At 33.6% G+C, this 20,293-nt stretch carries 21 protein-coding genes, 2 tRNA genes and 2 pseudogenes; 10 read left to right on the top strand and 15 right to left on the bottom strand.

What is annotated here, in order from left to right; all coding sequences use genetic code 11:
- Nucleotides 1-55: 55 nt before the first annotated feature.
- The 4 genes from F5ESL0246_RS03075 (at nt 56) to F5ESL0246_RS08130 (ending at nt 2,365) form a co-directional block, all read left to right on the top strand.
- Nucleotides 56-1,408 carry a Mur ligase family protein gene (locus tag F5ESL0246_RS03075; RefSeq protein WP_122018046.1) on the top strand — a complete coding sequence of 451 codons (1,353 nt, stop codon included), beginning with the start codon at nt 56-58 and terminating at the stop codon, nt 1,406-1,408.
- A 202-nt stretch (nt 1,409-1,610) separates the two neighbouring features.
- The gene (locus F5ESL0246_RS08510) at nt 1,611-1,832 is read left to right on the top strand and encodes a helix-turn-helix domain-containing protein (protein WP_122018027.1); all 222 of its coding nucleotides are present in this window, start codon (nt 1,611-1,613) and stop codon (nt 1,830-1,832) included.
- A gap of 108 nt (nt 1,833-1,940) precedes the next feature.
- Complete coding sequence (locus F5ESL0246_RS03065) at nt 1,941-2,144, top strand: hypothetical protein (RefSeq protein WP_122018045.1); 204 nt, start codon at nt 1,941-1,943, stop codon at nt 2,142-2,144.
- Nucleotides 2,145-2,185: 41 nt separating this feature from the next.
- Nucleotides 2,186-2,365, top strand: coding sequence for a hypothetical protein (locus tag F5ESL0246_RS08130; protein WP_147441058.1), 180 nt, complete (start codon nt 2,186-2,188; stop codon nt 2,363-2,365).
- A 300-nt stretch (nt 2,366-2,665) separates the two neighbouring features.
- Here the strand turns inward: F5ESL0246_RS08130 and F5ESL0246_RS03060 are convergent, their stop codons facing one another.
- The 9 genes and pseudogenes from F5ESL0246_RS03060 to F5ESL0246_RS03025 all read right to left on the bottom strand — a co-directional run bounded on the left by F5ESL0246_RS03060 (nt 2,666) and on the right by F5ESL0246_RS03025 (nt 7,285).
- Nucleotides 2,666-4,027 (bottom strand): MFS transporter, encoded by a 1,362-nt coding sequence (locus F5ESL0246_RS03060; protein WP_369916902.1) that lies wholly within the window; start codon nt 4,025-4,027, stop codon nt 2,666-2,668.
- A gap of 130 nt (nt 4,028-4,157) precedes the next feature.
- Nucleotides 4,158-4,331: pseudogene (locus F5ESL0246_RS08505) on the bottom strand (hypothetical protein); the annotation flags it as partial.
- A gap of 446 nt (nt 4,332-4,777) precedes the next feature.
- Complete coding sequence (locus tag F5ESL0246_RS08195; protein ID WP_158592786.1) at nt 4,778-4,948, bottom strand: hypothetical protein; 171 nt, start codon at nt 4,946-4,948, stop codon at nt 4,778-4,780.
- Nucleotides 4,949-5,272: 324 nt separating this feature from the next.
- Nucleotides 5,273-5,554, bottom strand: a complete 282-nt coding sequence (locus F5ESL0246_RS03050) for a type II toxin-antitoxin system YafQ family toxin (RefSeq protein ID WP_122018043.1) — start codon at nt 5,552-5,554, stop codon at nt 5,273-5,275.
- A complete protein-coding gene (locus tag F5ESL0246_RS03045; RefSeq protein WP_122018042.1) occupies nt 5,551-5,820 on the bottom strand; it encodes a type II toxin-antitoxin system RelB/DinJ family antitoxin in 270 nt (89 codons plus the stop codon). Before F5ESL0246_RS03045 ends, F5ESL0246_RS03050 begins: the two co-directional genes overlap by 4 nt.
- A gap of 98 nt (nt 5,821-5,918) precedes the next feature.
- Nucleotides 5,919-6,131 carry a hypothetical protein gene (locus F5ESL0246_RS03040; RefSeq protein WP_122018041.1) on the bottom strand — a complete coding sequence of 71 codons (213 nt, stop codon included), beginning with the start codon at nt 6,129-6,131 and terminating at the stop codon, nt 5,919-5,921.
- Between the two features lie 565 nt (nt 6,132-6,696).
- Nucleotides 6,697-6,828 (bottom strand): annotated as a pseudogene (locus F5ESL0246_RS03035) (site-specific integrase); the annotation flags it as partial.
- Between the two features lie 305 nt (nt 6,829-7,133).
- Nucleotides 7,134-7,205 (bottom strand) — tRNA-Gln (locus tag F5ESL0246_RS03030).
- Between the two features lie 8 nt (nt 7,206-7,213).
- Nucleotides 7,214-7,285 (bottom strand) — tRNA-Glu (locus F5ESL0246_RS03025).
- 207 nt (nt 7,286-7,492) lie between these two features.
- Between F5ESL0246_RS03025 and F5ESL0246_RS03020 the strand changes: the two genes are divergently transcribed.
- From F5ESL0246_RS03020 to F5ESL0246_RS03010, 3 genes are all read left to right on the top strand, one after another.
- A complete protein-coding gene (locus F5ESL0246_RS03020) occupies nt 7,493-7,936 on the top strand; it encodes a LytTR family DNA-binding domain-containing protein (protein ID WP_122018040.1) in 444 nt (147 codons plus the stop codon).
- On the top strand, nt 7,933-8,376 hold the full coding sequence (locus tag F5ESL0246_RS08500; protein WP_122018039.1) for a DUF3021 domain-containing protein: 444 nt from the start codon (nt 7,933-7,935) through the stop codon (nt 8,374-8,376). Before F5ESL0246_RS03020 ends, F5ESL0246_RS08500 begins: the two co-directional genes overlap by 4 nt.
- Before the next feature lie 84 nt (nt 8,377-8,460).
- Nucleotides 8,461-9,471: a serine hydrolase gene (locus F5ESL0246_RS03010; protein WP_122018038.1), complete on the top strand. Its 1,011-nt coding sequence runs from the start codon at nt 8,461-8,463 to the stop codon at nt 9,469-9,471.
- Nucleotides 9,472-9,509: 38 nt separating this feature from the next.
- Here F5ESL0246_RS03010 and F5ESL0246_RS08290 read toward each other — a convergent pair whose 3' ends face one another.
- From F5ESL0246_RS08290 to F5ESL0246_RS02985, 6 genes are all read right to left on the bottom strand, one after another.
- Entirely contained in the window at nt 9,510-9,677 is a 168-nt protein-coding gene (locus F5ESL0246_RS08290; protein ID WP_199688554.1) for a hypothetical protein, read from the bottom strand.
- A 273-nt stretch (nt 9,678-9,950) separates the two neighbouring features.
- Nucleotides 9,951-10,604, bottom strand: coding sequence for a hypothetical protein (locus F5ESL0246_RS03005; protein ID WP_255409427.1), 654 nt, complete (start codon nt 10,602-10,604; stop codon nt 9,951-9,953).
- 114 nt (nt 10,605-10,718) lie between these two features.
- Complete coding sequence (locus tag F5ESL0246_RS03000) at nt 10,719-11,021, bottom strand: PTS sugar transporter subunit IIB (RefSeq protein ID WP_122018036.1); 303 nt, start codon at nt 11,019-11,021, stop codon at nt 10,719-10,721.
- A 19-nt stretch (nt 11,022-11,040) separates the two neighbouring features.
- Nucleotides 11,041-12,474, bottom strand: coding sequence for a glycoside hydrolase family 1 protein (locus F5ESL0246_RS02995; RefSeq protein ID WP_122018035.1), 1,434 nt, complete (start codon nt 12,472-12,474; stop codon nt 11,041-11,043).
- Nucleotides 12,467-13,750: a PTS sugar transporter subunit IIC gene (locus tag F5ESL0246_RS02990; protein WP_122018034.1), complete on the bottom strand. Its 1,284-nt coding sequence runs from the start codon at nt 13,748-13,750 to the stop codon at nt 12,467-12,469. The genes F5ESL0246_RS02995 and F5ESL0246_RS02990 overlap by 8 nt, the downstream gene beginning before the upstream one ends.
- 164 nt (nt 13,751-13,914) lie before the next feature.
- Nucleotides 13,915-14,925, bottom strand: coding sequence for an AraC family transcriptional regulator (locus F5ESL0246_RS02985; RefSeq protein WP_122018033.1), 1,011 nt, complete (start codon nt 14,923-14,925; stop codon nt 13,915-13,917).
- Nucleotides 14,926-15,104: 179 nt separating this feature from the next.
- Here F5ESL0246_RS02985 and F5ESL0246_RS02980 point away from each other — a divergent pair, with 179 nt between their 5' ends.
- From F5ESL0246_RS02980 to pgmB, 3 genes are read left to right on the top strand one after another with little or no spacing between them, the layout of a single operon-like run.
- Entirely contained in the window at nt 15,105-16,808 is a 1,704-nt protein-coding gene (locus F5ESL0246_RS02980; RefSeq protein ID WP_122018032.1) for a glycoside hydrolase family 3 protein, read from the top strand.
- A gap of 18 nt (nt 16,809-16,826) precedes the next feature.
- Nucleotides 16,827-19,643 (top strand): alpha-L-rhamnosidase, encoded by a 2,817-nt coding sequence (locus F5ESL0246_RS02975; protein WP_122018174.1) that lies wholly within the window; start codon nt 16,827-16,829, stop codon nt 19,641-19,643.
- Nucleotides 19,624-20,283, top strand: a complete 660-nt coding sequence (pgmB, locus tag F5ESL0246_RS02970) for a beta-phosphoglucomutase (RefSeq protein ID WP_122018031.1) — start codon at nt 19,624-19,626, stop codon at nt 20,281-20,283. The genes F5ESL0246_RS02975 and pgmB overlap by 20 nt, the downstream gene beginning before the upstream one ends.
- The last annotated feature ends 10 nt before the right edge of the window (nt 20,284-20,293 follow it).

Below are 20,293 nucleotides of genomic sequence, written 5' to 3'. Positions count from 1 at the left end.
TTTTCATATCTTTGCTATGCTATAGTTGATAATGATTTTAAAGTGAGGGATAAATATGAAATTAAAATCTTTATTAGCTAAATTTGTTGGCAAATCTAGTTATTGGTTTCTCCATAATTTTCTTAAAGGCGGAACTAGCTTTCCTGGCAAGTTAGCAATGAAAATTGATCCTAAAGTACTTAATACATTAGCAAGTAATTATGAAACAATTATTGTTACCGGAACAAATGGAAAAACGATGACTACTGCTTTAATTGTGGAATCCTTGAGAGAAAAATATGGTAATGTTTTAACTAATCCATCTGGTTCTAACATGCAACAAGGAATTGTAACAGCCTTTTTAGCTCATAAAAAAAATAAATCTGCACGCAAGATTGCTGTTCTAGAGGTTGACGAAGCCAACGTTAAAATGGTAACTGAATTACTCCATCCGAGTTGTTTTGTTTTGACCAATATTTTTCGTGATCAAATGGATCGCTACGGAGAAATTTATACTACTTATGAAAAAATTATTGATGGAATTAAACTTGCACCACAAGCAACAGTAATTGCAAATGGGGATGCTAGTATTTTTTCTTCAGTAGAATTACCCAATCCTAAAGTTTTCTTTGGTTTTAATTTGCCCAGTGATCAACAAGAACATGACATAAAGGCTCCAGTTAACACAGACGGCGTTTTATGCCCCAAGTGTAATCACATTTTACACTATCATGATCGTATCTATGCCAATTTGGGTGACTTCTTCTGTCCTAACTGTAATTACCACCGTCCTAATTTGGACTACTCAGTTAATGAAATTACTTCTCAAACGCCAAATAGCCTTAATTTTAAAATGGGTAGTAAAAGTTACAACATTAATATTGGTGGTACTTACAACATATATAATGCCTTAGCAGCCTATTCCGTTGCTCGCTACTTTAAGCTAACAGATGCTGAAGTAGCGAATGCTTTCGCTAAAAACAAGCGTGTTTTTGGTCGACAAGAACTTATCAACTATTACGGTAAAGAAATTGACTTAATTTTAGTTAAAAATCCTGTTGGTCTTGATGAAGTATTACATATGCTGAATACGGAAAACAAAGATTATACTTTAGTTACTCTTTTAAACGCTAATCATGCAGATGGAATTGACACTTCATGGATTTGGGATGGTCAGTTTGAAGATTTAAATTGTGACCAAATTAAAAAAGTTATAGTTGGTGGCGACCGCTGGCATGATATGGGATTTAGATTAGAAGTTGCTGGCTTTGATCCAGCAAAAATGCTTACCTGCACTAATAATGAAGAAGTAATCGATCAATTAAGTAAGGCACCTACCCAAAAAATTTATATTTTATCAACATACACCGCCTTACTATCATTACGTAAAACAATGGCCGAAAAGAAAATTATTGAAGCTGGAATGTAAAGCATTATATTTTAAAAAATTATATGATAATTTGAGGTTAACCCTCTAGATTGGACCGAAAATTCATCTGGAGGGTTTTACTGTGGTTAAATTTACTATTGCACAAAAATTACAGGAGCTTAACTTAATTAAAATAGGTTACAATAGCCGTTATGCGGCTCAAATAATTGAGGCTGGGTAACATCAAATAATCGACAATGGGTTGCAATACCAGTATTTGGGAGTACAAGGCTTAAACTGGAGAAAAGAACATAATGAGACCTATCAAAGTACTGCCATTCACTTCAAAATTGCCACGCCTAGCTTAATTGCGCATTGGCAAAAAAGTTTTGATAAAGGCCGACTTGATGCACTCTTTACCAAACGAGGTCGATCACCGGTGAAAAAATCAGTTAATATACTAGCAGCGAGTTATCTGAATTAGAGCACCTACGCATAGAAAATCACTAGCTCCACATTGAGAACGACTACCTAAAAAAGTCGCAGCCTTAGCTCGGCGCAAAGACGTTCAACGTAAGAAGAACGGACCATCATGCAAAAGCTAAAGCATGAGCATGATTATCAACTACAGGAGCTGTTGCGTTATAGCTTTCTAGCCAAGAGTACCTATGAGTATCACCCGCGTAGCCGGCAGAAAAGATACAGTGACCAGGCTTTATTGTCACTGATCAAAGTAGCCAAAAAGCGTAATCCTAGCCTTTGGCTACCTGCCCATGACCGCTATGTTAAAAATTAAATATGGTCTGCTGATAAACCATAAACGTGTTTACCGGCTTAATGAAAGAACATAATCTGCTAGCGCGTAAATATAATCTGCGAGCAGGCAAGTATGGATTCATCAAAAGGTCCTCAAGTCAAAAAGGTCAAGAATCGCTTCCACCAAAAGTTTATAACCAATCGGCATCCTGGACATACTTACCTTCTATTGAGAGTGGTAATGAACATCAATATTTTTAGAATAGGACATATGTTGAATAATATTAAAAATCATGTCTTTATTTTCTTGAGATACTTTTTGACTGATTAATAATGAATTAATTTCTTGAAGTGACTTAGTTATATTAGAAGATAGCCTTTCGTCAATCACATCATGTAAATAACCCGTAGCTTCAATAATAAAAAGACTAGTTTTATTATTGCCGTAGTTACATACATTTTTTAGCCAGAATAGCTACTCTAGACGCATGTTAAAAATCATGTCCTGTTGCATCATCATACATTTTTTCTTTTGCAAATTTTATTATATTTTCTATTTAGTCATTTTTTATCTCTTAAAATTATTGTTGTACAAAATATTAAAACTATTATCGATAAAAAGAACAAAACTTTAAAGTTAATCTTTAGACCAGCTAATGTTCCATTTATAAAATTAAAATAATCGTTTTGTGTAAATGTTAAAATTGAGGCTGCTATTGCTGTTCCCATTGCTCCAGAATATGATTGTGCAGTCATATAGATTACATTGCCATCATTGGTTGATTGAATAGGTAAATTTGCTAAGCTTCTTGTCATAATATTACTATACGACAAACCCAATCCAAACATAAAAATTGAATAAATTATAATCAGATTAATTGGTGCAATTGATATAATATTTGCTAATAGAAAAGAGACACAAATAAGTCCTTCTCCTAACAAGATTGGAAAATCATGATTTAATTTATCATAAATTATTCCAGCAACTGCTGACATTATGGCATCAATTACTGCTGCTGGTAATACAAGCAAGCCCGTTTTTGCCGTTGATAAATGAAATATTATTTCTAAAACATTCGGCATTAAATATGACATGCTTAATGACATTAACTGTAGTAGAAAAAAAGAAATCAGAAATATATCAAATTGTCGATTTTTAAGCAAAGATATATCAATAATATAATTTTTATTATTTTTTTCAAAATAAATAAAGAGAATACAACAAATAATAGCAGTTATCAATAAAACAATACGATAATTACTTTTACTTGCTGTACTAACTATTAATAATAGTGTAGTTATTAATAAACCAGTTAAAGTAATACCACCACGATAGTCAAAAGAAATACTAAAAACATTAAATTTTTGCGTAATACTAAATTCACCTAATAGCCAAATAACTAATATTATAGGTATTATTAGTATAAATAAAGTTTGCCAACTATAATACTTTAAAACAATTCCACCATAAACTGGACCAATTGCAGGGGCAAAAGCAATTACTAAACTTCCTAGTCCCATAAAAAAGCCTACTTTCTTTTTAGGAGATTGCTCTAAAATAATTGAAAACATTAATGGTAAGCCAATACCATCAGCAATTCCTTGGATAATTCGACCACATAGAAGCAAGAAAAAGCTTGAAGTAACTCCCGCTAAAACTGTTCCAATTAAAAAACTAATTATTGCTACTCTAAACAACGTAATTGCACGAAAGCGTTTTCTTAGATATGCTCCGAAAGGTATAATTACAGTAGAAACTAACATATAACTAGTTGTTAACCACTGGACTGTGCTAGCGGGAATTTTAAATTTTACCATTAATTTTGGAAAAGCAATATTAAGCGCTGTTTCAATTACAATACCCAAAAAACTTAGTGTTCCAATTGCAACAATTGACATAATTAATTTTTGATTTTTTTTCAATAAAGTCTACTCTCCTTTTTATCACTTATACTCCGCAACATATTGTACTTTAATTATATTCAAAACACAATATGTTGAAAAAGTTATTGCTCTTAGGCTTTAGCATGATTATCAATCCGGTTTCTTTTTTTCAGCACAAAAAAGCAAAAAAATAGATCAAGGCTTTTCCAAAAGAAATACTTGATTTATCTTTTTGTCTAAAAATTAATTTTTTTACATTTTCTACTATAACAATACCGTGCAAAGTATAGGTTTTTCCAGGAATTGATTCCTTATAAGAAACTGTATCTTGGATAATTTTCCCATCTGTTGGTTGTAATTACTTACCACCAGTTTCATTTTTATTGTTCAATGATCTCAATTATATCGTTCGGACATACTTCAATAATATGTAATCCTGTACTTAATTGAAAGTTTGATGGACTTTCTTTCATAATGGTTAATATGTTTTGATTCTAGTTTTATCTTTAAGAACATAGCTGATACATAAAGCAACACTTACCTCATTACGACTGCTAGTAGTTTCAATTAAAGATAGGAATTCTTTATCCATTTTAAGTACAAGTGCTTTAAATAAAACTAAATCACTTATTGTATGCTGCTTTTTAAAGGGATAGGTATACTTTAATATTTAAATTAAAAGTTTTACTTGTTATTGTAAATTTAATTATTAAGTTATTATTTTTAATTACTTTTTCTTGTAAAATTTCAGTTTGTCCATTCCAAGAGCGATAATAGTGATCTGGAAGTTTAGAAATTACCAACATTCTTATCACCTTTCTGTACAATTTTATAGCTTTTATTAATTCCTTTTCTTTTAGCAATAGGATCATTAAGAGTAGCTTTTAAGATTAATGTCAAAGCCATCTTGAGCAAAAAGACGATAACCAGATATTGAGGAGCATCAATATGAATTAACATGTAAGGCATAGAAGACATGTTCAAAAGCAGATAATTTTAATTTACATCGGGCTTGAATCATAGTAGATGAGATAATACCCTACAGTAAAGAATTATCAAGTGTCTGGGAAAAAACTTAATTAAAAAAGAACGTTGGTTTTCAATGCTAACGTTCTTTTTTAATATAAATAATTTAATCGGATTATACTGCAGAAACTTTGTCTAAACGAAAAATGCTTTCGATAAAGTTCGAGTTTTGCAGATTCTTTTAAAATACATTTCTTAAAATTTTGTTTTTTTCCCAGGAACTCTTTATTCACTATATTTATTAGAATACTTTATAGATTATTTTCCAAACAACTGGGAAAGGCTACCAAGTCGAACAGTTACTAGCACAAATTCTTGTTCAAAAATCTCATAGACTAACAACCAATCTGGTTCAATATGGCATTCTCTAGTACCTTTAAAATTTCCTGTTAAAGCATGGTCATGTAAACTTGTTGCAAGATCCTCACCATCAGCAATTTTCTCAATTACCTTATATAGTTCATTTAAGCTTTTGCCTTGCTTTTTAGCAAGTTTAATATCCTTTTTGAATTGTGAGGTAAATTTAATTTGATATTTCATTTTTCAAGTGCGTTTTTCAGGTCTGCAATATTACTATACGATTCAACAGTAGGATCATTTGCAATTTTTGAAGCTTCTTTAATAGCTGCTAAAGTTATATCGCCTTGACTTAATTTTAAATCAAAAGGTAGACCATTATCTCTTATACTTTTTCTAAGAAATAGGTTCACTGCAGTTGTCATATTTAAACCTAATTCGCTAAATATTCTTTCTGCTTCCCCTTTGATTTCTTTATCAATACGAATATTTAAATTCACAGAACTCATAATAAAACCTCTCTTCCATTTCATTGCAATATATGTCTAATTACTATATATTGTAATGCTTTTTGCTAATAAATGTAATTAATTTGATTTTTATGCATTTATATTATTTTTGTTTTAAGGTAATCATTTAAATAACTATCTTCCGATAAATCCACTGCTATTTGTTCGTAATCTATAACTTCATAGTAAAATATACCACCTTTATGCCATGCATCTCTAACTACATATGAAATAAAAACATTCTGAACACCTCTTCTAATTTTGTTAAGCGTAAAATTATCTTTTACTAGAGGAATTATCCCATCAGTCATTAAATCAATAAAGTTAATAGGATTTAATGGTAGCTGTCAATGGACTATTTTTTCGTTGAATTTTTTATAAATATCTTTATTTATTTCATTAACAATAGAATGTCCTGGTCTTTTATACAAAAAACGTCGACCCATCCTTTTTTTAATTATCACCTTTTTACTAAATCTATTAGGCTTTAGTTTTTAATAGTTAGAGAACTCGACTATTCGGTATCATAGGTTATATTTCCACTTCTTAGATATATAATTTCACCTTTCTGTACAATTTTATGGCTTTTATTAATTCCTTCTCTTTTAAATTAGTTCATATGTTAAATGTATCAAGTCGAACTAATTAATTCAGGAAAACTATAGAAAGGCAAGATTCCGAATTAACGCTTTTTAATCAAGCCGTTGAGATCATCGATGATAAATGACTTAGTAAAAAGGAAGTTGTAAAAAATGTTATTCGTGATGATGTAATGCTGAGAGGACGATTCTTAATGAGCTTTTTGCTCACTTGCATTGATATTTTTTAACCGCACATGTTTTTAAATCGCAATTTTATATTTTTAAGTAAAAATTTTTAGTCAAAATCTACTAAATAAAGAATATTTTCACGTTCTTCTTGATCAAGTCCAAGATAAGCTAGAATCATTTGTTCTGACGAATGATTCAATAGTTTCATTACTAAGGCGATATTATGATTTAATCTCTTGCATCATTATTTAATTGGCTCCTTTTATGTATCATAATTTAAAAATAAAAGAAAGCGTTATTTAGAAGCTTTTTTTAATACTGTCGAAAAATACGACTGAACAATTCAATACCATTTAGTTATTAGTAAGGTTTACGGCAATTTAACTTAAACAAATAGGCTATAAACAATTTAACACCTTAAAGGGATGCACTAAATTTTGCACCGACTTATGCTTTTTCGACTGATTTCAGTTAATTTCAAAAAATAAAAATGCCTTAGTATCAACGTTTTAAGCTAGTTGAAACTAAGACAAATCACAATTATTGGGATATCCGGGCTCGAACCGAAACATGCAGGAACCAGAAACCTGTGCCTTACCATTTGGCTATATCCCAGTGTTAAATCACCCGTACGAGAATTGAACTCGTAACTCCACCTTGAGAGGGTGGCGTCTTAACCATTTGACCAACGGGCAAAATCAACATTAATTATTATGCTTGAAGCTAGAAGTAAAGTCAAGCACTTTTTATCGTGAAAAAGTATTTTTTAATTAACTTGGCAGGTAATTGCTTTTCTAATAGTTTATCCTACCACTTATCCTAAAAAAATGACCATTTATCTTTAAATTATTGTTAACCACGTTTACTTTTGCTATCTTAAAAAACAGAAAGGAGATGCATTTATGCTCGTTAATCAAAAAATTGATCCCAATGCATACGATCTATCAATCACTGTTAATACACCCAAAATTGATAAAAGCAGTACTACTTTACAAGATAATTTGTCTTACTTTGTCAATGATCAAAATTTAATCGGTTATCAAGATGGACGCCAAAAGGTAATTGCCCTTTATGATGTAATTTCTATTCATACACAAGATAAGAAAGTTATCTGCGAGACTAATCAAGGAAATTATCGCTTAAAAAAGCGACTATATGAAATTAAATCAATTCTACCTCAACGAGTCTTCATTCAAGTTTCAAGTTCTGAAATTGTTAATTTTAGTTGCATTCAAGAATTTGCTCTTACACGTAATGGCATTTATCAAATTATTTTTAAAAATGGCCATACAACCTATAGTTCACGCCGTTATATGCAAAAAATCAAAAAGGAGTTTTTATCATGAACCTTTGCAAAAAAATTTTTAAGTTAGCTCTTTGGTCCGCTCCAATTGGAGTCAATATTGGCATACTCTCATACCTTATTTTTAGTCCCTCTTTCAATCCTTTCTCTTCATTATCAAACTTTGAACACTTTTTTCAGAATTCTGTTTCGGTAAATTTGGTTGACTTATTTATTTGGGCGTTAATTGGAATCATCTTTGGTTGCAGCAGTCTTATTTATCAAGTAGAGACTTGGAGCATTACTAAACAAACCTTAGTCCATTTCTGTATTACTTATTCTTCACTAAGTATCATGAGTATTTTTGCTAATTGGTATAAACTGCTTGACTTTACCATTAATTTTTGTATTATTTATTTAATTGTTTGGTCTGTAAGTATAATTAGGGCAAAGATGACTGTTAGATCATTAAATCGAAAATTGCACCAAAAAAATCAAAATTAAACTATAGAATAATTTTGGCCATTAAGATACCAAATTAGATATAATAGACTGAGTATCCAAACATAATTAAGAAAGAATTTTTCAATGATTGATTATTCAGCCACACAAACTTTAATTGAATCAATGGTCTCAGAACGTGTAGTTCCCGGTGTTAACTACGCTTTTATTAATAATGAACAAATTTTTACATCAACAATTGGTTTTGCAAGTATTTACCCCACCGTAACTCAACTCAGTCCATTTGCAGAATATGATTTAGCAAGTTTAACCAAAGTATTAATTACAGAAAATATTTTATTAAAACTTTATCAAGAAAATGAACTCAATTTTTCCGAACCACTTCACCAATTTATTCCTGAATTCACCGATGAGCGAGTGAGACTTTTTCACTTAATGACTCATACAAGTGGGATTCGTGGATGGATAGAACACCGAGATGAACTTAGCCATGATAAACTTTTAGACGCAATTATTCACCTTCCAGTTACAAATGAATTTGAACATAAAATGCGTTACGCTGACACTAATTTTATTTTATTGGGCTTAGTAATTAAAAAGATTTTTGGTAAACCCGTCCAAGAAGTTGGTCAAGCAGAAATAATTGATGTTATGAAATTAACAAATACTACTTTTCATCCTACAAAAAGTGCTTGCGTACCAACAGCTTTATTTAATGGAGAAGTTTTACAAGGAATACCTCATGATCCTAAAGCACAGCAATTGGGAAGCGACTGTGGATCTGCCGGCCTTTTTTCAACTCTAAATGATATAGTAAAAATTTGTAAAGGCTATCTTGGTATCGATCGTGATATCCTACCCTTTAGTCAAGATATCGTTGCTCAACTTTTCGATAACAAAAATAAAGTAGGATTAAAACCACGCTCTTGGGGTTGGGACCTTCGTTTCGATCCCCTATACCATTATCCAATTATTCTTCATACTGGTTTTACTGGTGTCTTAATTTTACTTGATCGTGTGCGCAAATCAGGATTGATTTTACTGACCAACAGAGTTCATCCCACTGGTCATAATCAAATTTTTCTAACTATTCGCGAAAAAATAATTCAAAGTTTTTTAAAAGAAAATGACCAATAAAAAAGGCAGTCTTCAGACTGTCTTTTTTAGTATTTAAGCTATTTTCTTGGCCAAAAATGATAAATAAGATCAACAACGGCTTGAGCAAACATTCCCCCAGCCATCCAGTACATTGCCATCATCATCTTGTCGGTAAAAGTAAAGTAAGCAGTAATACCATAGACAATTACCCAAACAATCTTAAAAAACAAATTATCACACATCATTAGTAAAAAACTCCTTTCTCTTCTTTGCCAATTATACCGTTTTTCAAGTGAAAAATGATTGAGTTTCAGGTTATTTAATCCCCAAATTTGCCTCTTTCTGAATTTAATGTGAAAATTTGTTGTTATTGTTAAGTGTTTACAAACGTAAGCATTAGCAAACTTTTTTCTAAACTTATCAGCTAGATTTGTCAATTTTAATTAAATTTATTGTTGTGTAATTTAATTATGATTAAAGCCACAAAATATTACACTTAAAAAGCAATTTATCTTTTTCTAGGCAAAATAATTGTGGATAATGGTAAAGGCGCATGAATGCGGTGGCATTTCCAAAATAATCTGGCCTTTTCCAATTTCGATTTCTTGATCTTGAAGCTCGAAAGATTTACGTAGCTCATCAACCTCTGCTTGCTTAAGATATTCTGGCTCACCTATTTCTTGCCATTTTCCAAATGAATTAGCATGATTTTGATCTATTCTTTGTAAAATAGCTTTATAGTTCTTCTTTTTAGCAATATTTATTACCACTTTTTCTGACGCTATTTTTCTACTAGGTACATTATGGTTATATACAAGTACCTGCAAATCTTTTTGCTTTTGAACTGCCAATACCTCAGCTGTTCCCTGATTCTTATCTATAACTTTCAGTCGTTGCATACCCAATTGATGGTAAATTTCAAAAATACGATATACAGGTTTTTCAATGCCCTGAACAGTTTGCAAGCCATAGCCGCCATGAAATACCCCCGGTTTTTGATATTGTTCTTCAAAAATATCAGTGAAAGTAAAGAATGAATAGCCCTCAACTAGACCATCATTATCGGCTAATGTTTTAGCTACCATTGCAGCAGCGTATGGTTCATCATGAATTTGATCACCTACCATTGCAGAAACATTCCATTCAGTATAATAAAGGGGATAGGATTTGATATGATCTCCGAAATTAAGACAATTTCGGGGGGCATATCATTATGCTTAAATCACAGTTTTTCAAAATAAAAAAGCCAGCCTAATAGGCATGACTTTTTTAATACTTAACTATTGTTATTCACCCATTATTTGGTATGCTTGCGCAAGAACTTTAGATCCATCCATTAAACCATACGCTTGCATGTCAATAACGGCTAAACCAATATTTTTACCTTCTACTTTTTGCTTAAATTCATTTTCCATATAACGAACTTGTGGTCCAAGCAAAATGCAATTGATATTGTCTTGCGTAAGTTTGTCATCTGCTTCAGCTGCTGGAACAGCAAATATTTCGACATCCTTACCTTGCTCTTCTGCAGTTTTTTTCATTTTAGTTACTAATAAACTCGTACTCATTCCTGCAGAACAGCACAGCATAATAGTTTTTTAGCCATTTTTAAATCTCCTTTTTATCTTCATCAATGTTTAACTTCACAACATTTTGTGCATTGGTTGCAATTACCTTTTGATAAAAGTAATAGCTATCTTTAGGGTAGCGTGCCAAATCTTTTTCAGCATGATTATCTTGATTAACAAAAACTAAACCGTAACGCTTGTCCATCCCATCATTTACACTTAATAAGTCTAAAAATGACCATGGATTAAATGAAATAATGTTTACTCCATCTTTAATTGCTTCACGCAATTCATAAATATGGCCATTTAAATATTTAATTCGTTTTACATCGTGAACTTTACCATCTTCTAGTTTTTCACGTTCGGGCCAGCCACACTCAGTAATAATAATTGGAATATTGGGATAACGATCATTAACTTTTTGTAAGGCAAACCGTAATCCAACTGGATCATATGAAAAATCCCATTCAGAATTCATCAAGCGATCATCCCTGACTTTTTCAACATTTGAAATGACTCCATCAAGCATTTTAGGGCTTTGCTTTTGACTCAACTTAAATACTGAAGTTGTGTACCAATTCAATCCTAAAAAGTTAGCCTTACCTTTTTGTAAAATTTCCTTGTCTCCATCTTGCAAGTCAAGCTCAATATCACTGTCCTTCAGGTAGCGCTTATAATATGATGGTAATTCGCCCCGTAGTGCCACATCCATATCAATAAAAGAAATCATATCTTCCATTGATTTACTTTTTAATACATTGGCAGAAGTATGATCATAGGGGAAATTAGTCATATAAGAAACTGCTGGTCCGATTTTACTATCTGGATACAATTCATGACATAGCGCATAAACTTTAGCCTGAGCCAAAAACATGTAATAATTGGAATTCTCCCCTTTTTGCCGAAGCTGATGTTTATCTGCATCCATTATGCCGTTCATTGCTGGGACATTAGCAATAAGAGATTGTTCATTAATTGTAAGCCAGTACTTAACACGGTCACCAAATAATTCTAGAATGGTTTTGGCATAACAATAATAATCAAAAATCGCCCGTCTATTGGACCAGCCTCCATATTCCTTAATTATGCCAACCGGGCAATCAAAATGAAATAAAGTCACTATCGGTTCAATATTATTTTCAACTAAAAGGTTAATTAACTTATTATAAAAAGCAATCCCCTTTTGATTAGGCTCTTGATCATTACCATTGGGAAAAATTCGTGCCCATGAAATAGAAAAACGGTAGCTCTTAAGACCAAGCTTTGCCATTAATTCCACATCTTCTTCAACATGATGATAGTGATCCACACCGACTGAGGTATCCAAATACTTACTTTTTTGTGAACGAAGATCGGCAACTGTAAGTCCTTTACCATCCTCATTAGCAGCACCTTCTACTTGAAAGGCAGATGTGCTTGCACCCCACAAAAAATCTTGCGGAAAATCTTCTTTAAGGTGAAACTGATTAGTCATTTTTGCTATTTTCCTCCTCTAAGGCCTGCTTGTCAGCAACTCTAAAGAATGGAAGATAAATGACAAACATTAAGGCAAAATTGATTAGCCAAACGACAGCACCTTGCCAGCCCATAATCATTGCATCCGCAATTAACTTAGGCATTGTCCAAGGCATTCCCATTCCAAGGCTAGGATTATAGTTGGTAATAAAGCCTATTTTGACAGCTAATAAAGCTACCCCACTTGAAACAAAGCTTGATAAAATAAATGGAATAAACATTAATGGGTTTAAAACAATTGGCATCCCAAAAATGATTGGTTCGTTAATATTAAAGATGTTTGGTAAAGCTGAAACTTTAAAAAACTCTTTATAACGCTTAGATTTACCAAAGATTAAGGCAATTAATACTAAACTCAAAGTAGCGCCAGCCGCATCATTATTTGAAAAGGCAAACACAACTAAGTTACTCAAAAACGGGATCGTTTTACCGGCTTGATAAGCGGGCGTGCTGCTGACCATCATTGAGATCACAATCGGAATAATGACAGACTGAATAGCAGCTGGGTGAATACCAAAAGTAAACAGTACATTTGATAAAACCATAATTAAAATTAGAGTAATTGGAGAACCGCCGACATGCAATAAAGGTGCCGTGATCAATTTATTAATAAAATCAAAAACGTTTCCAAAAGATGAATAATCAAAAATTGCTCTAATAATAAATACAATAGTAAATATAATAATTCCAATAATTAACGGTTCAATTGACGAACTAACCATACTTGGGACTGAATCAGGTAATTTTATAGTTAGTTTTTTATTTCTATACAGCTTAACGTATAACACGCCAATAAATATTGATAATAAAATTGCTACAATAATTCCTTGGCTACCCAAGTAAGTAATTTGAAAAGCATTGATTGGTTTCTTCCCCGGCAATGTTTGTGGCATTAAGATAAAGAAACTTGCTAAACTAAATAATCCCCCAACTGTACCATTTGCTTCACATTTTTGTGCATAACTATATGCTATAGTAAAAGCAATAAACATTGCCAGAATATTCATAGTACCATTAACAATTGATGCCATTGACGGTGTAATACCTACTATAGCAAACCAGTTTGCCACTGACTTAATAGGAAAACTAGCAAAAATTGAAAAAACAGATGCTCCAATTGTTACTGGTAAAGTCATGATCATACCCGAAGAAATACTTTGTAAGACTTTATTCTGTCCTAGTTTGTTTGAAAATGGAACTAGATATTTTTCTAGCCATGCTTGAAAAGTTTTCATTCCTATACTCCTTATTTATTAATATCTTTCATTTTTAATTAAGTATATTAGCCGAAATATAGAAATGCCATATTCAAAAAACAGAGAAACTATATCCATTTCCCAGTTTTTAATGAATAACAAAAAATAAAAATGACCAGTATGTTGCCTTACTAGTCATTTTTTTAACTATTTTTTTGACGATATTCAGCTGGTGAAATCCCAAAATACTTTTTGAAAATTTTATAAAAATACGAAGGATTTTCGTAACCTACCCTAGTAGCAATCCTTTCAATTGGCGCTGTCGTATAAGTTAGATATTCGGCTGCAACATTGATTCGTTGCAAATGCACTAATTGGATAAAGGTCTTACCAGTATGCTTTTTTAGATAGTCCGATAAATAATTCTGATTAAAGCCAAAGTGGGTGGCCATTTTTTGCAATGTAATGTTACTGTAGTGTTTTTCAATATATAAAAGAAGTGATAGTAAGTTATTGTTTTTCTTTCGAAAATCTTTTACCTTGATTTCAGCGTTAGCTGCTTGCCTAATTAATAGCGAAAATAACGTTAACATTTCCAACCGAATCAACTGATCGGACTGGATATCAGGGTGATAGTATTCTGAAATAATATCATAGATTAAATTAGTAATTTTAACATCATGGTTAACTTCAAATAGACTATAACGACCCTCACCATATTCCTCATTGGATAAAAGTGAAAATAAGATATTAGAAATGTTAGAGCCATTTTCGCGATGGTTTAAATAGTCAAGCTCGTTTAAAGAAAAAGCTGAACTTCGTAATGCAATATTAACAACCACTCCTTTTTTACTAATTGGCTTAACTTTATGAATAGTTCTGTTTCCCATAAAAATCAAGTTATTTTGTTTAACTTTAATTTCGGAATGCTCTAAAACCACCACACAGTCTTCAATTAGTGGGATCATTATTTCAACATAATCATGAATATGATATGGAATAAAAGAGTTAGTCGGTTGTACTGCAATCGAAATAGAACTGCTATTAAGTGTTAGATCATCCGAATAGGTATCAAAGAAACGGTAGATTGGTTCATTCTCGATTTGTCCAACTTTTTTTGTCAGATTACCGTTTTTTTCAACCGTAGCAAGAACATCTGACCAATTTCGAGGTGAATTATTTTTTCGTAATAGGCGCAATACTTCTTCTTTCAAAATGCTTACTCCTTTCTTTCGTTGGTAGTGTGCTGTTTATTTAAACTTTACTCTCTGTTTCAAAATAAAATCTGTGAAATCAATACAATATTTATGATTTTTGGCAATAGCAGAACCGCTAACACTAGATTAAAATAAATCTTAAATCAATTTATATTTATAGCACACGGAGGAAAAATATGACAGACCTATCTAAAAAACCTTATAACTTGTCTGCTGCGCAAATTGACTTTGTTAAGCAAAAAGTAGCAAGCATGTCAACCGATGCCAAAATTGGTCAACTTTTCTTTGTCATCGGCGAAGACGAAGAAAACACGGACTTGAAAGCATTTGTCGAAAAATATCAACCAGGTGGAATTATGTACCGTCCTGATGATGCCAAAAAACTGCAACACGAAATTGCAACTTCACAAAAGGCAAGTGATATTCCTCTTTTAATCGCAGCTAATCTTGAAGCCGGTGGTAATGGGCTTGTAAATGCTGGTACGTGGTTTGGCCGCCCATTGCAGATTGCTGCAACCGATAACGCTCAAAACGCTTATAATTTAGGAGATGTCTCCGGTTACGAAGCAAAACAAGTTGGTGGCAACATGTCATTTGCACCAATCGTCGACTTGGACCAAAACTTTCGTAATCCAATTATGAATGTCCGAACTTATGGCAGTAATAAAGAACGAGTAATTAGAATGTCTGACGCTCAAATTGCCGGACTAAATGCTAACCACGTTATTCCTGTTGCCAAACACTTCCCTGGTGATGGTGTCGATGAACGTGACCAGCACTTATTAAGTTCGATTAATTCGCTTTCCGCTGATGAATGGATGAAATCCTACGGAGAAATTTATCACCACTTAATTGATAATGGTTTGCCAAGTATCATGATTGCTCATATTATGCAGCCTGCTTGGGAACGCCGACTTGAGCCAGGAATTGAAGATAAAGATTTAAGACCTGCTTCAACTTCTAAGCTTTTAATTAACGGCTTACTTCGGAAAGTTTTGAACTTCAACGGCTTAACCATTACTGATGCAACGCCAATGATTGGTTATAACGCAACAATGAAGCGATCAGAAGCCTTACCTGCAACAATCAATGCCGGTATTGACATGATTCTCTTTAATAAAGACATTGACGAAGATTATCAATTTATTACTGATGCCGTAGCTAACGGAACCATTCCAATGTCACGCGTTGATGAGGCTGTTACTAGAATTATCGCAACTAAGGTAGCACAAGGCGTGATGAATACCGCAGGTGAACTTTGTGAACCTTCATCAAGTAATTTTGATTTAAAGCTGGCAGAACACGAAAAGCTTGCTGCTAAGGTTGCTGAAGAATCAGTCACTCTTGTTAAGGATCGTGATCAATTACTGCCAATAACACCGAAGAAATATCCACGAGTTCGGCTTGTCGTTTTAGGTGATACAGATGATGGTGGCTTTAAAGAAGGCGGTAAAGTAACGGCCAAATTTAAAGAAAAACTTGAAGAAAAAGGATTCCAGGTTTCCGTCTTTGATCGAAAGCACTTAGATTTCCAAGAAGTTTTTGAAGGTGGCGTCCAATTTGAAAAGAAGCGTTTTGACCTTGCCTTTTACGTTGCCAACGTTGAAACTGCAAGTAACCAAACTACCACTAGATTAGATTGGATTCACTTGATGGCCGCAGATGCACCATGGTTCATGAAAGACATCCCAACTGTCTTTGTTTCCACTTGCAATCCTTACCACCTCTTTGATATTCCGATGGTTTCAACTTACGTTAATGCTTATACTGGCAACGATGTTACTATTGATGCCTTATTGAAGAAAATGATGGGTCAAGAAAAATTTCTCGGTAAAAACCCAGTAGATCCTTTCTGCGGTCGTTTCGATACCCGTCTATAGAAAGAGAGTAAAATAATGATTGAAATTAATCAGATTACAATTAATCATATGACCGAGCCACTTGGTTATGATTTAGATAATCATTTACGGGTTGAATTTAATCTTACTAGTTCTGCCGCTATGCAAAACACAAAGAAAAGAATCGTTGTTAAAGCTGATAAAGAAATTTACGATTCAGACTGGCAAGATTATAATAATAACTTTTTTGATTTTGCGATTAACTTGCAGCCTAGAACGCGCTACGAATTAACCGTTTCTGTAAAAAATGCTAACGATGAAAGCAGTAAAAATAGTTTCTTTGAAACAGGTAAAATGGTTGAGCCGTTCACTGCTAGTTGGATTGGCAATTCTAATAAAGATCTTCAAAATACTTTGCTTGCAAAGAACTTTGCGTTAAAAAAGCCGGTAAAAAGTGCTCGTCTTTACATTACTGGCCTGGGAGTTTATGAAGTCTATTTGAATAAGGAGAAAGTTAGCAATGAATTATTAGCCCCAGGTGTAACCGCTTATGACCGATTAGTTCAAGTGCAAACTTATGACGTAACTAGATTTCTCCAAAAATCCTCTGATCAAGAATTACTGATTTCTCTTGGTGATGGTTGGTATAAAGGCAACTTTGGTTTTGATGGCGGACAAGACAACATCTATGGCGATCGCCAAATGGCTATTGCCGAATTACATGTTCAATACACTAATAATTCAACGGAAACAATTTTAAGTGATGCTTCCTGGAAAACTACTTCAGGTAAAATCACTAAGTCGACTATCTATTACGGTGAAGATTATGATGATACTCATGTAATAGCTGACTGGCAGCCAGTAACCGTGCTCGATCACTCTAAGGAAATTCTACATGATCGTTTAAGTTTACCTCTTAAGGTCAATGAATATCTTCCAGTTAAAGAAATAATTACGACACCTGCTGGTGAAACGGTCTTAGATTTTGGTCAAAATCATGCTGGATGGCCAGAATTCTTTAACCGGGAAAATGCCGGCGCTTCGCTTAAATTACAGGTTGGCGAAATCCTGCAAAATGGTAATTTTTACCGTGACAATTTAAGAGAGGCTCGGGCAGCATTTCACTACACTTCAAATGGTGATCAAAAATGGGTTCGTCCCCACTTCACTTATTACGGCTACCGCTATGTCAAAGTTACCGGCAATACTAAACCACTAACTAAGGAAGATTTTAGATCAGCGGTGATCTATTCAGACATGAAAACTACCGGGGCCATTAAGACAGATAATACCAAGGTTAATCGCCTGTTAGCTAACGTAATGTGGAGTCAAAAGAGCAACTTCTTTGACGTTCCAACAGATTGTCCACAGCGTGATGAACGCCTCGGTTGGTCTGGGGATGCGGACATTTTTTCAGGCACTGCCATCTTGAACATGGACGCATACGCATTCTTTAAGAAGTATGCCCGTGACATGCAAATCGAGCAAAATAATCATGATGGAATGCTTACCATGTATGCCCCAGCAATGGGTAACGACAGTGGTGGAGCCGCTATTTGGGGCGATGCTGCGACTGTCATTCCGTGGACAGTTTATGAAGCATACGGTGATCCAGCAATTTTAAGGCAAAACTATTCTAGTATGAAAGCTTGGGTTGACTGGATTAGTCAATCGACCTCAAAGCCAAATCTTTGGACAGGTTGCTTCCAATTTGGTGATTGGCTATCACTTGATGGTGAAAATCCGGCAATGCCTACTGGTAAAACTGATGAAGACTTCATTGCCTCCGTTTACTATTACTACTCAAGTTCAATCGTTTCTGCCGCCGCTAAAGTTTTAGGTCATCAAGAAGATGCCCACAAATACGCTGAACAGGCTAAAGCTATCAAGCAGGCTATTAGATCTGAATATATCACGCATAATGGGCGCTTAGCAATCGACACACAAACTGCTTATGCATTAGCACTGCGCTTTAATCTGATCCCTGAAGAACAGAAAAAGCGTGTCGTAAGTGATTTGGTGACGCGCCTTGGCAAAGATAATAATCATCTAAAGACTGGCTTTGTGGGTACCCCATTGATTTGTCAAGTATTGTCAGAAAACGGTGAGCATAAACTGGCTACACAAATTTTCTTAAACGAAGATTTTCCAAGTTGGCTTTATGCCGTTAACCTTGGGGCTACTACCATCTGGGAACGTTGGAACTCAGTTTTACCTGACGGTTCAATGAATCCTGAAGGAATGAATTCATTAAATCATTACTCTATCGGAGCAATCATGCAGTGGGTTTATCAACAAGTTCTTGGACTCCATAAACAACAAAACGGCTATCAAAAAGTTGAGTTTGCACCACGATTTGATTATCGTCTCAAACATGTTCAAGGCCATTATGAAAGTTCATATGGTGATCTCCAAGTTGAATATCAACTTGAAAAAGACGAAAAGCATACAATTGAAATTAACTTAACAATTCCATTTGGACAAACAGTAACGGTTAAATTGCCTCGGAATAACGGTCAAGTGCAAGTCAATGGCGTTAGCGAAAGCTTACCATTGACCCTCACCGGCGGAAAATACACTATTAGCTACCAACCAGTAACTAGTTACATTGAATATTACAATTTGGCAATGCCAGCTAAACAAATTATGGCTGATCAAGAATTAGTTAAAAAATTAGAACCAATCAACGATGTATTTGGCTTTTTGAAAGATCCTAAGAATCTGGAGACTTTTGGTGGCAGTTCTTTAACCGAGATGAACGTAATGCTCCCATTTATCAATATTTCAGATGATGATTTTGCAAAAATCAAAGAAATCATGGTACAAACACCATTAGCAAGTGAAAGGAAGTTCTTAAATGAAAGGCGTACTGTTTGATCTTGACGGCGTAATTGCCGATACATCCGTTTACCACTTTCAGGCATGGCGCAAGTTAATTAAAGATCATTTTAACCGTGATTTGCCTGACGAATTAGAAAAACAAACTAAAGGAGTTAGTCGTAAGGACTCTTTAACAGCAATCTTAAACTATCTTGATATTAAAGTTAGTGATGCGAATTTTCAAGAAATGACTGACGAAAAGAATAACGTCTTTCGTAAATTACTTGCTAGTTTAACACCACAAAATATTCTTCCGGGAATATCTGATTTAATCTCCCAATTTAAACAACATAATGTTAAATTATCACTAGCTTCAGCCAGTCTTAATGGCCCTTATATTTTAGAAAAACTGCAATTAAATTCTGTTTTTGATGCAATTGCTGATCCAAGCAAAGTAATGTCTGGAAAACCTGCCCCAGATATTTTTCTAGCAGCTGCATCTGCTATCAATGTAGAGCCCAAAGATTGTGTTGGAATTGAAGATTCGATCGCCGGTATTAAAGCAATAAATAGTGCAGGTGCACTTTCTGTTGGCGTTGGTGCCAAAAATGAGCTGAATGAAGCAAAACTGCTATTTCCAAATACTTCAGCCTTAACCTATAACCAAATAGAAACTGCCTGGAAAAAATTTAATTAGCTTAAGCTCA

This window comes from Lactobacillus sp. ESL0246, assembly GCF_003692965.1.
Classification (GTDB): domain Bacteria; phylum Bacillota; class Bacilli; order Lactobacillales; family Lactobacillaceae; genus Lactobacillus.
Note: the sequence above shows the minus strand (reverse complement) of the source record. Positions and strands in the feature narration are given on the sequence as shown.

Excerpts from the sequence above, each read along its gene's own strand:
- F5ESL0246_RS03075 (WP_122018046.1), top strand. The coding sequence starts at position 56 with ATGAAATTAAAATCTTTATTAGCTAAATTTGTTGGCAAATCTAGTTAT.
- F5ESL0246_RS03065 (WP_122018045.1), top strand. The coding sequence starts at position 1,941 with ATGCAAAAGCTAAAGCATGAGCATGATTATCAACTACAGGAGCTGTTG.
- F5ESL0246_RS08130 (WP_147441058.1), top strand. The coding sequence starts at position 2,186 with ATGAAAGAACATAATCTGCTAGCGCGTAAATATAATCTGCGAGCAGGC.
- F5ESL0246_RS08195 (WP_158592786.1), bottom strand. The coding sequence starts at position 4,948 with ATGTTAATTCATATTGATGCTCCTCAATATCTGGTTATCGTCTTTTTG.
- F5ESL0246_RS03050 (WP_122018043.1), bottom strand. The coding sequence starts at position 5,554 with ATGAAATATCAAATTAAATTTACCTCACAATTCAAAAAGGATATTAAA.
- F5ESL0246_RS03045 (WP_122018042.1), bottom strand. The coding sequence starts at position 5,820 with ATGAGTTCTGTGAATTTAAATATTCGTATTGATAAAGAAATCAAAGGG.
- F5ESL0246_RS03040 (WP_122018041.1), bottom strand. The coding sequence starts at position 6,131 with ATGACTGATGGGATAATTCCTCTAGTAAAAGATAATTTTACGCTTAAC.
- F5ESL0246_RS03020 (WP_122018040.1), top strand. The coding sequence starts at position 7,493 with ATGCTCGTTAATCAAAAAATTGATCCCAATGCATACGATCTATCAATC.
- F5ESL0246_RS08500 (WP_122018039.1), top strand. The coding sequence starts at position 7,933 with ATGAACCTTTGCAAAAAAATTTTTAAGTTAGCTCTTTGGTCCGCTCCA.
- F5ESL0246_RS03010 (WP_122018038.1), top strand. The coding sequence starts at position 8,461 with ATGATTGATTATTCAGCCACACAAACTTTAATTGAATCAATGGTCTCA.
- F5ESL0246_RS08290 (WP_199688554.1), bottom strand. The coding sequence starts at position 9,677 with ATGATGTGTGATAATTTGTTTTTTAAGATTGTTTGGGTAATTGTCTAT.
- F5ESL0246_RS03000 (WP_122018036.1), bottom strand. The coding sequence starts at position 11,021 with ATGCTGTGCTGTTCTGCAGGAATGAGTACGAGTTTATTAGTAACTAAA.
- F5ESL0246_RS02995 (WP_122018035.1), bottom strand. The coding sequence starts at position 12,474 with ATGACTAATCAGTTTCACCTTAAAGAAGATTTTCCGCAAGATTTTTTG.
- F5ESL0246_RS02990 (WP_122018034.1), bottom strand. The coding sequence starts at position 13,750 with ATGAAAACTTTTCAAGCATGGCTAGAAAAATATCTAGTTCCATTTTCA.
- F5ESL0246_RS02980 (WP_122018032.1), top strand. The coding sequence starts at position 15,105 with ATGACAGACCTATCTAAAAAACCTTATAACTTGTCTGCTGCGCAAATT.
- pgmB (WP_122018031.1), top strand. The coding sequence starts at position 19,624 with ATGAAAGGCGTACTGTTTGATCTTGACGGCGTAATTGCCGATACATCC.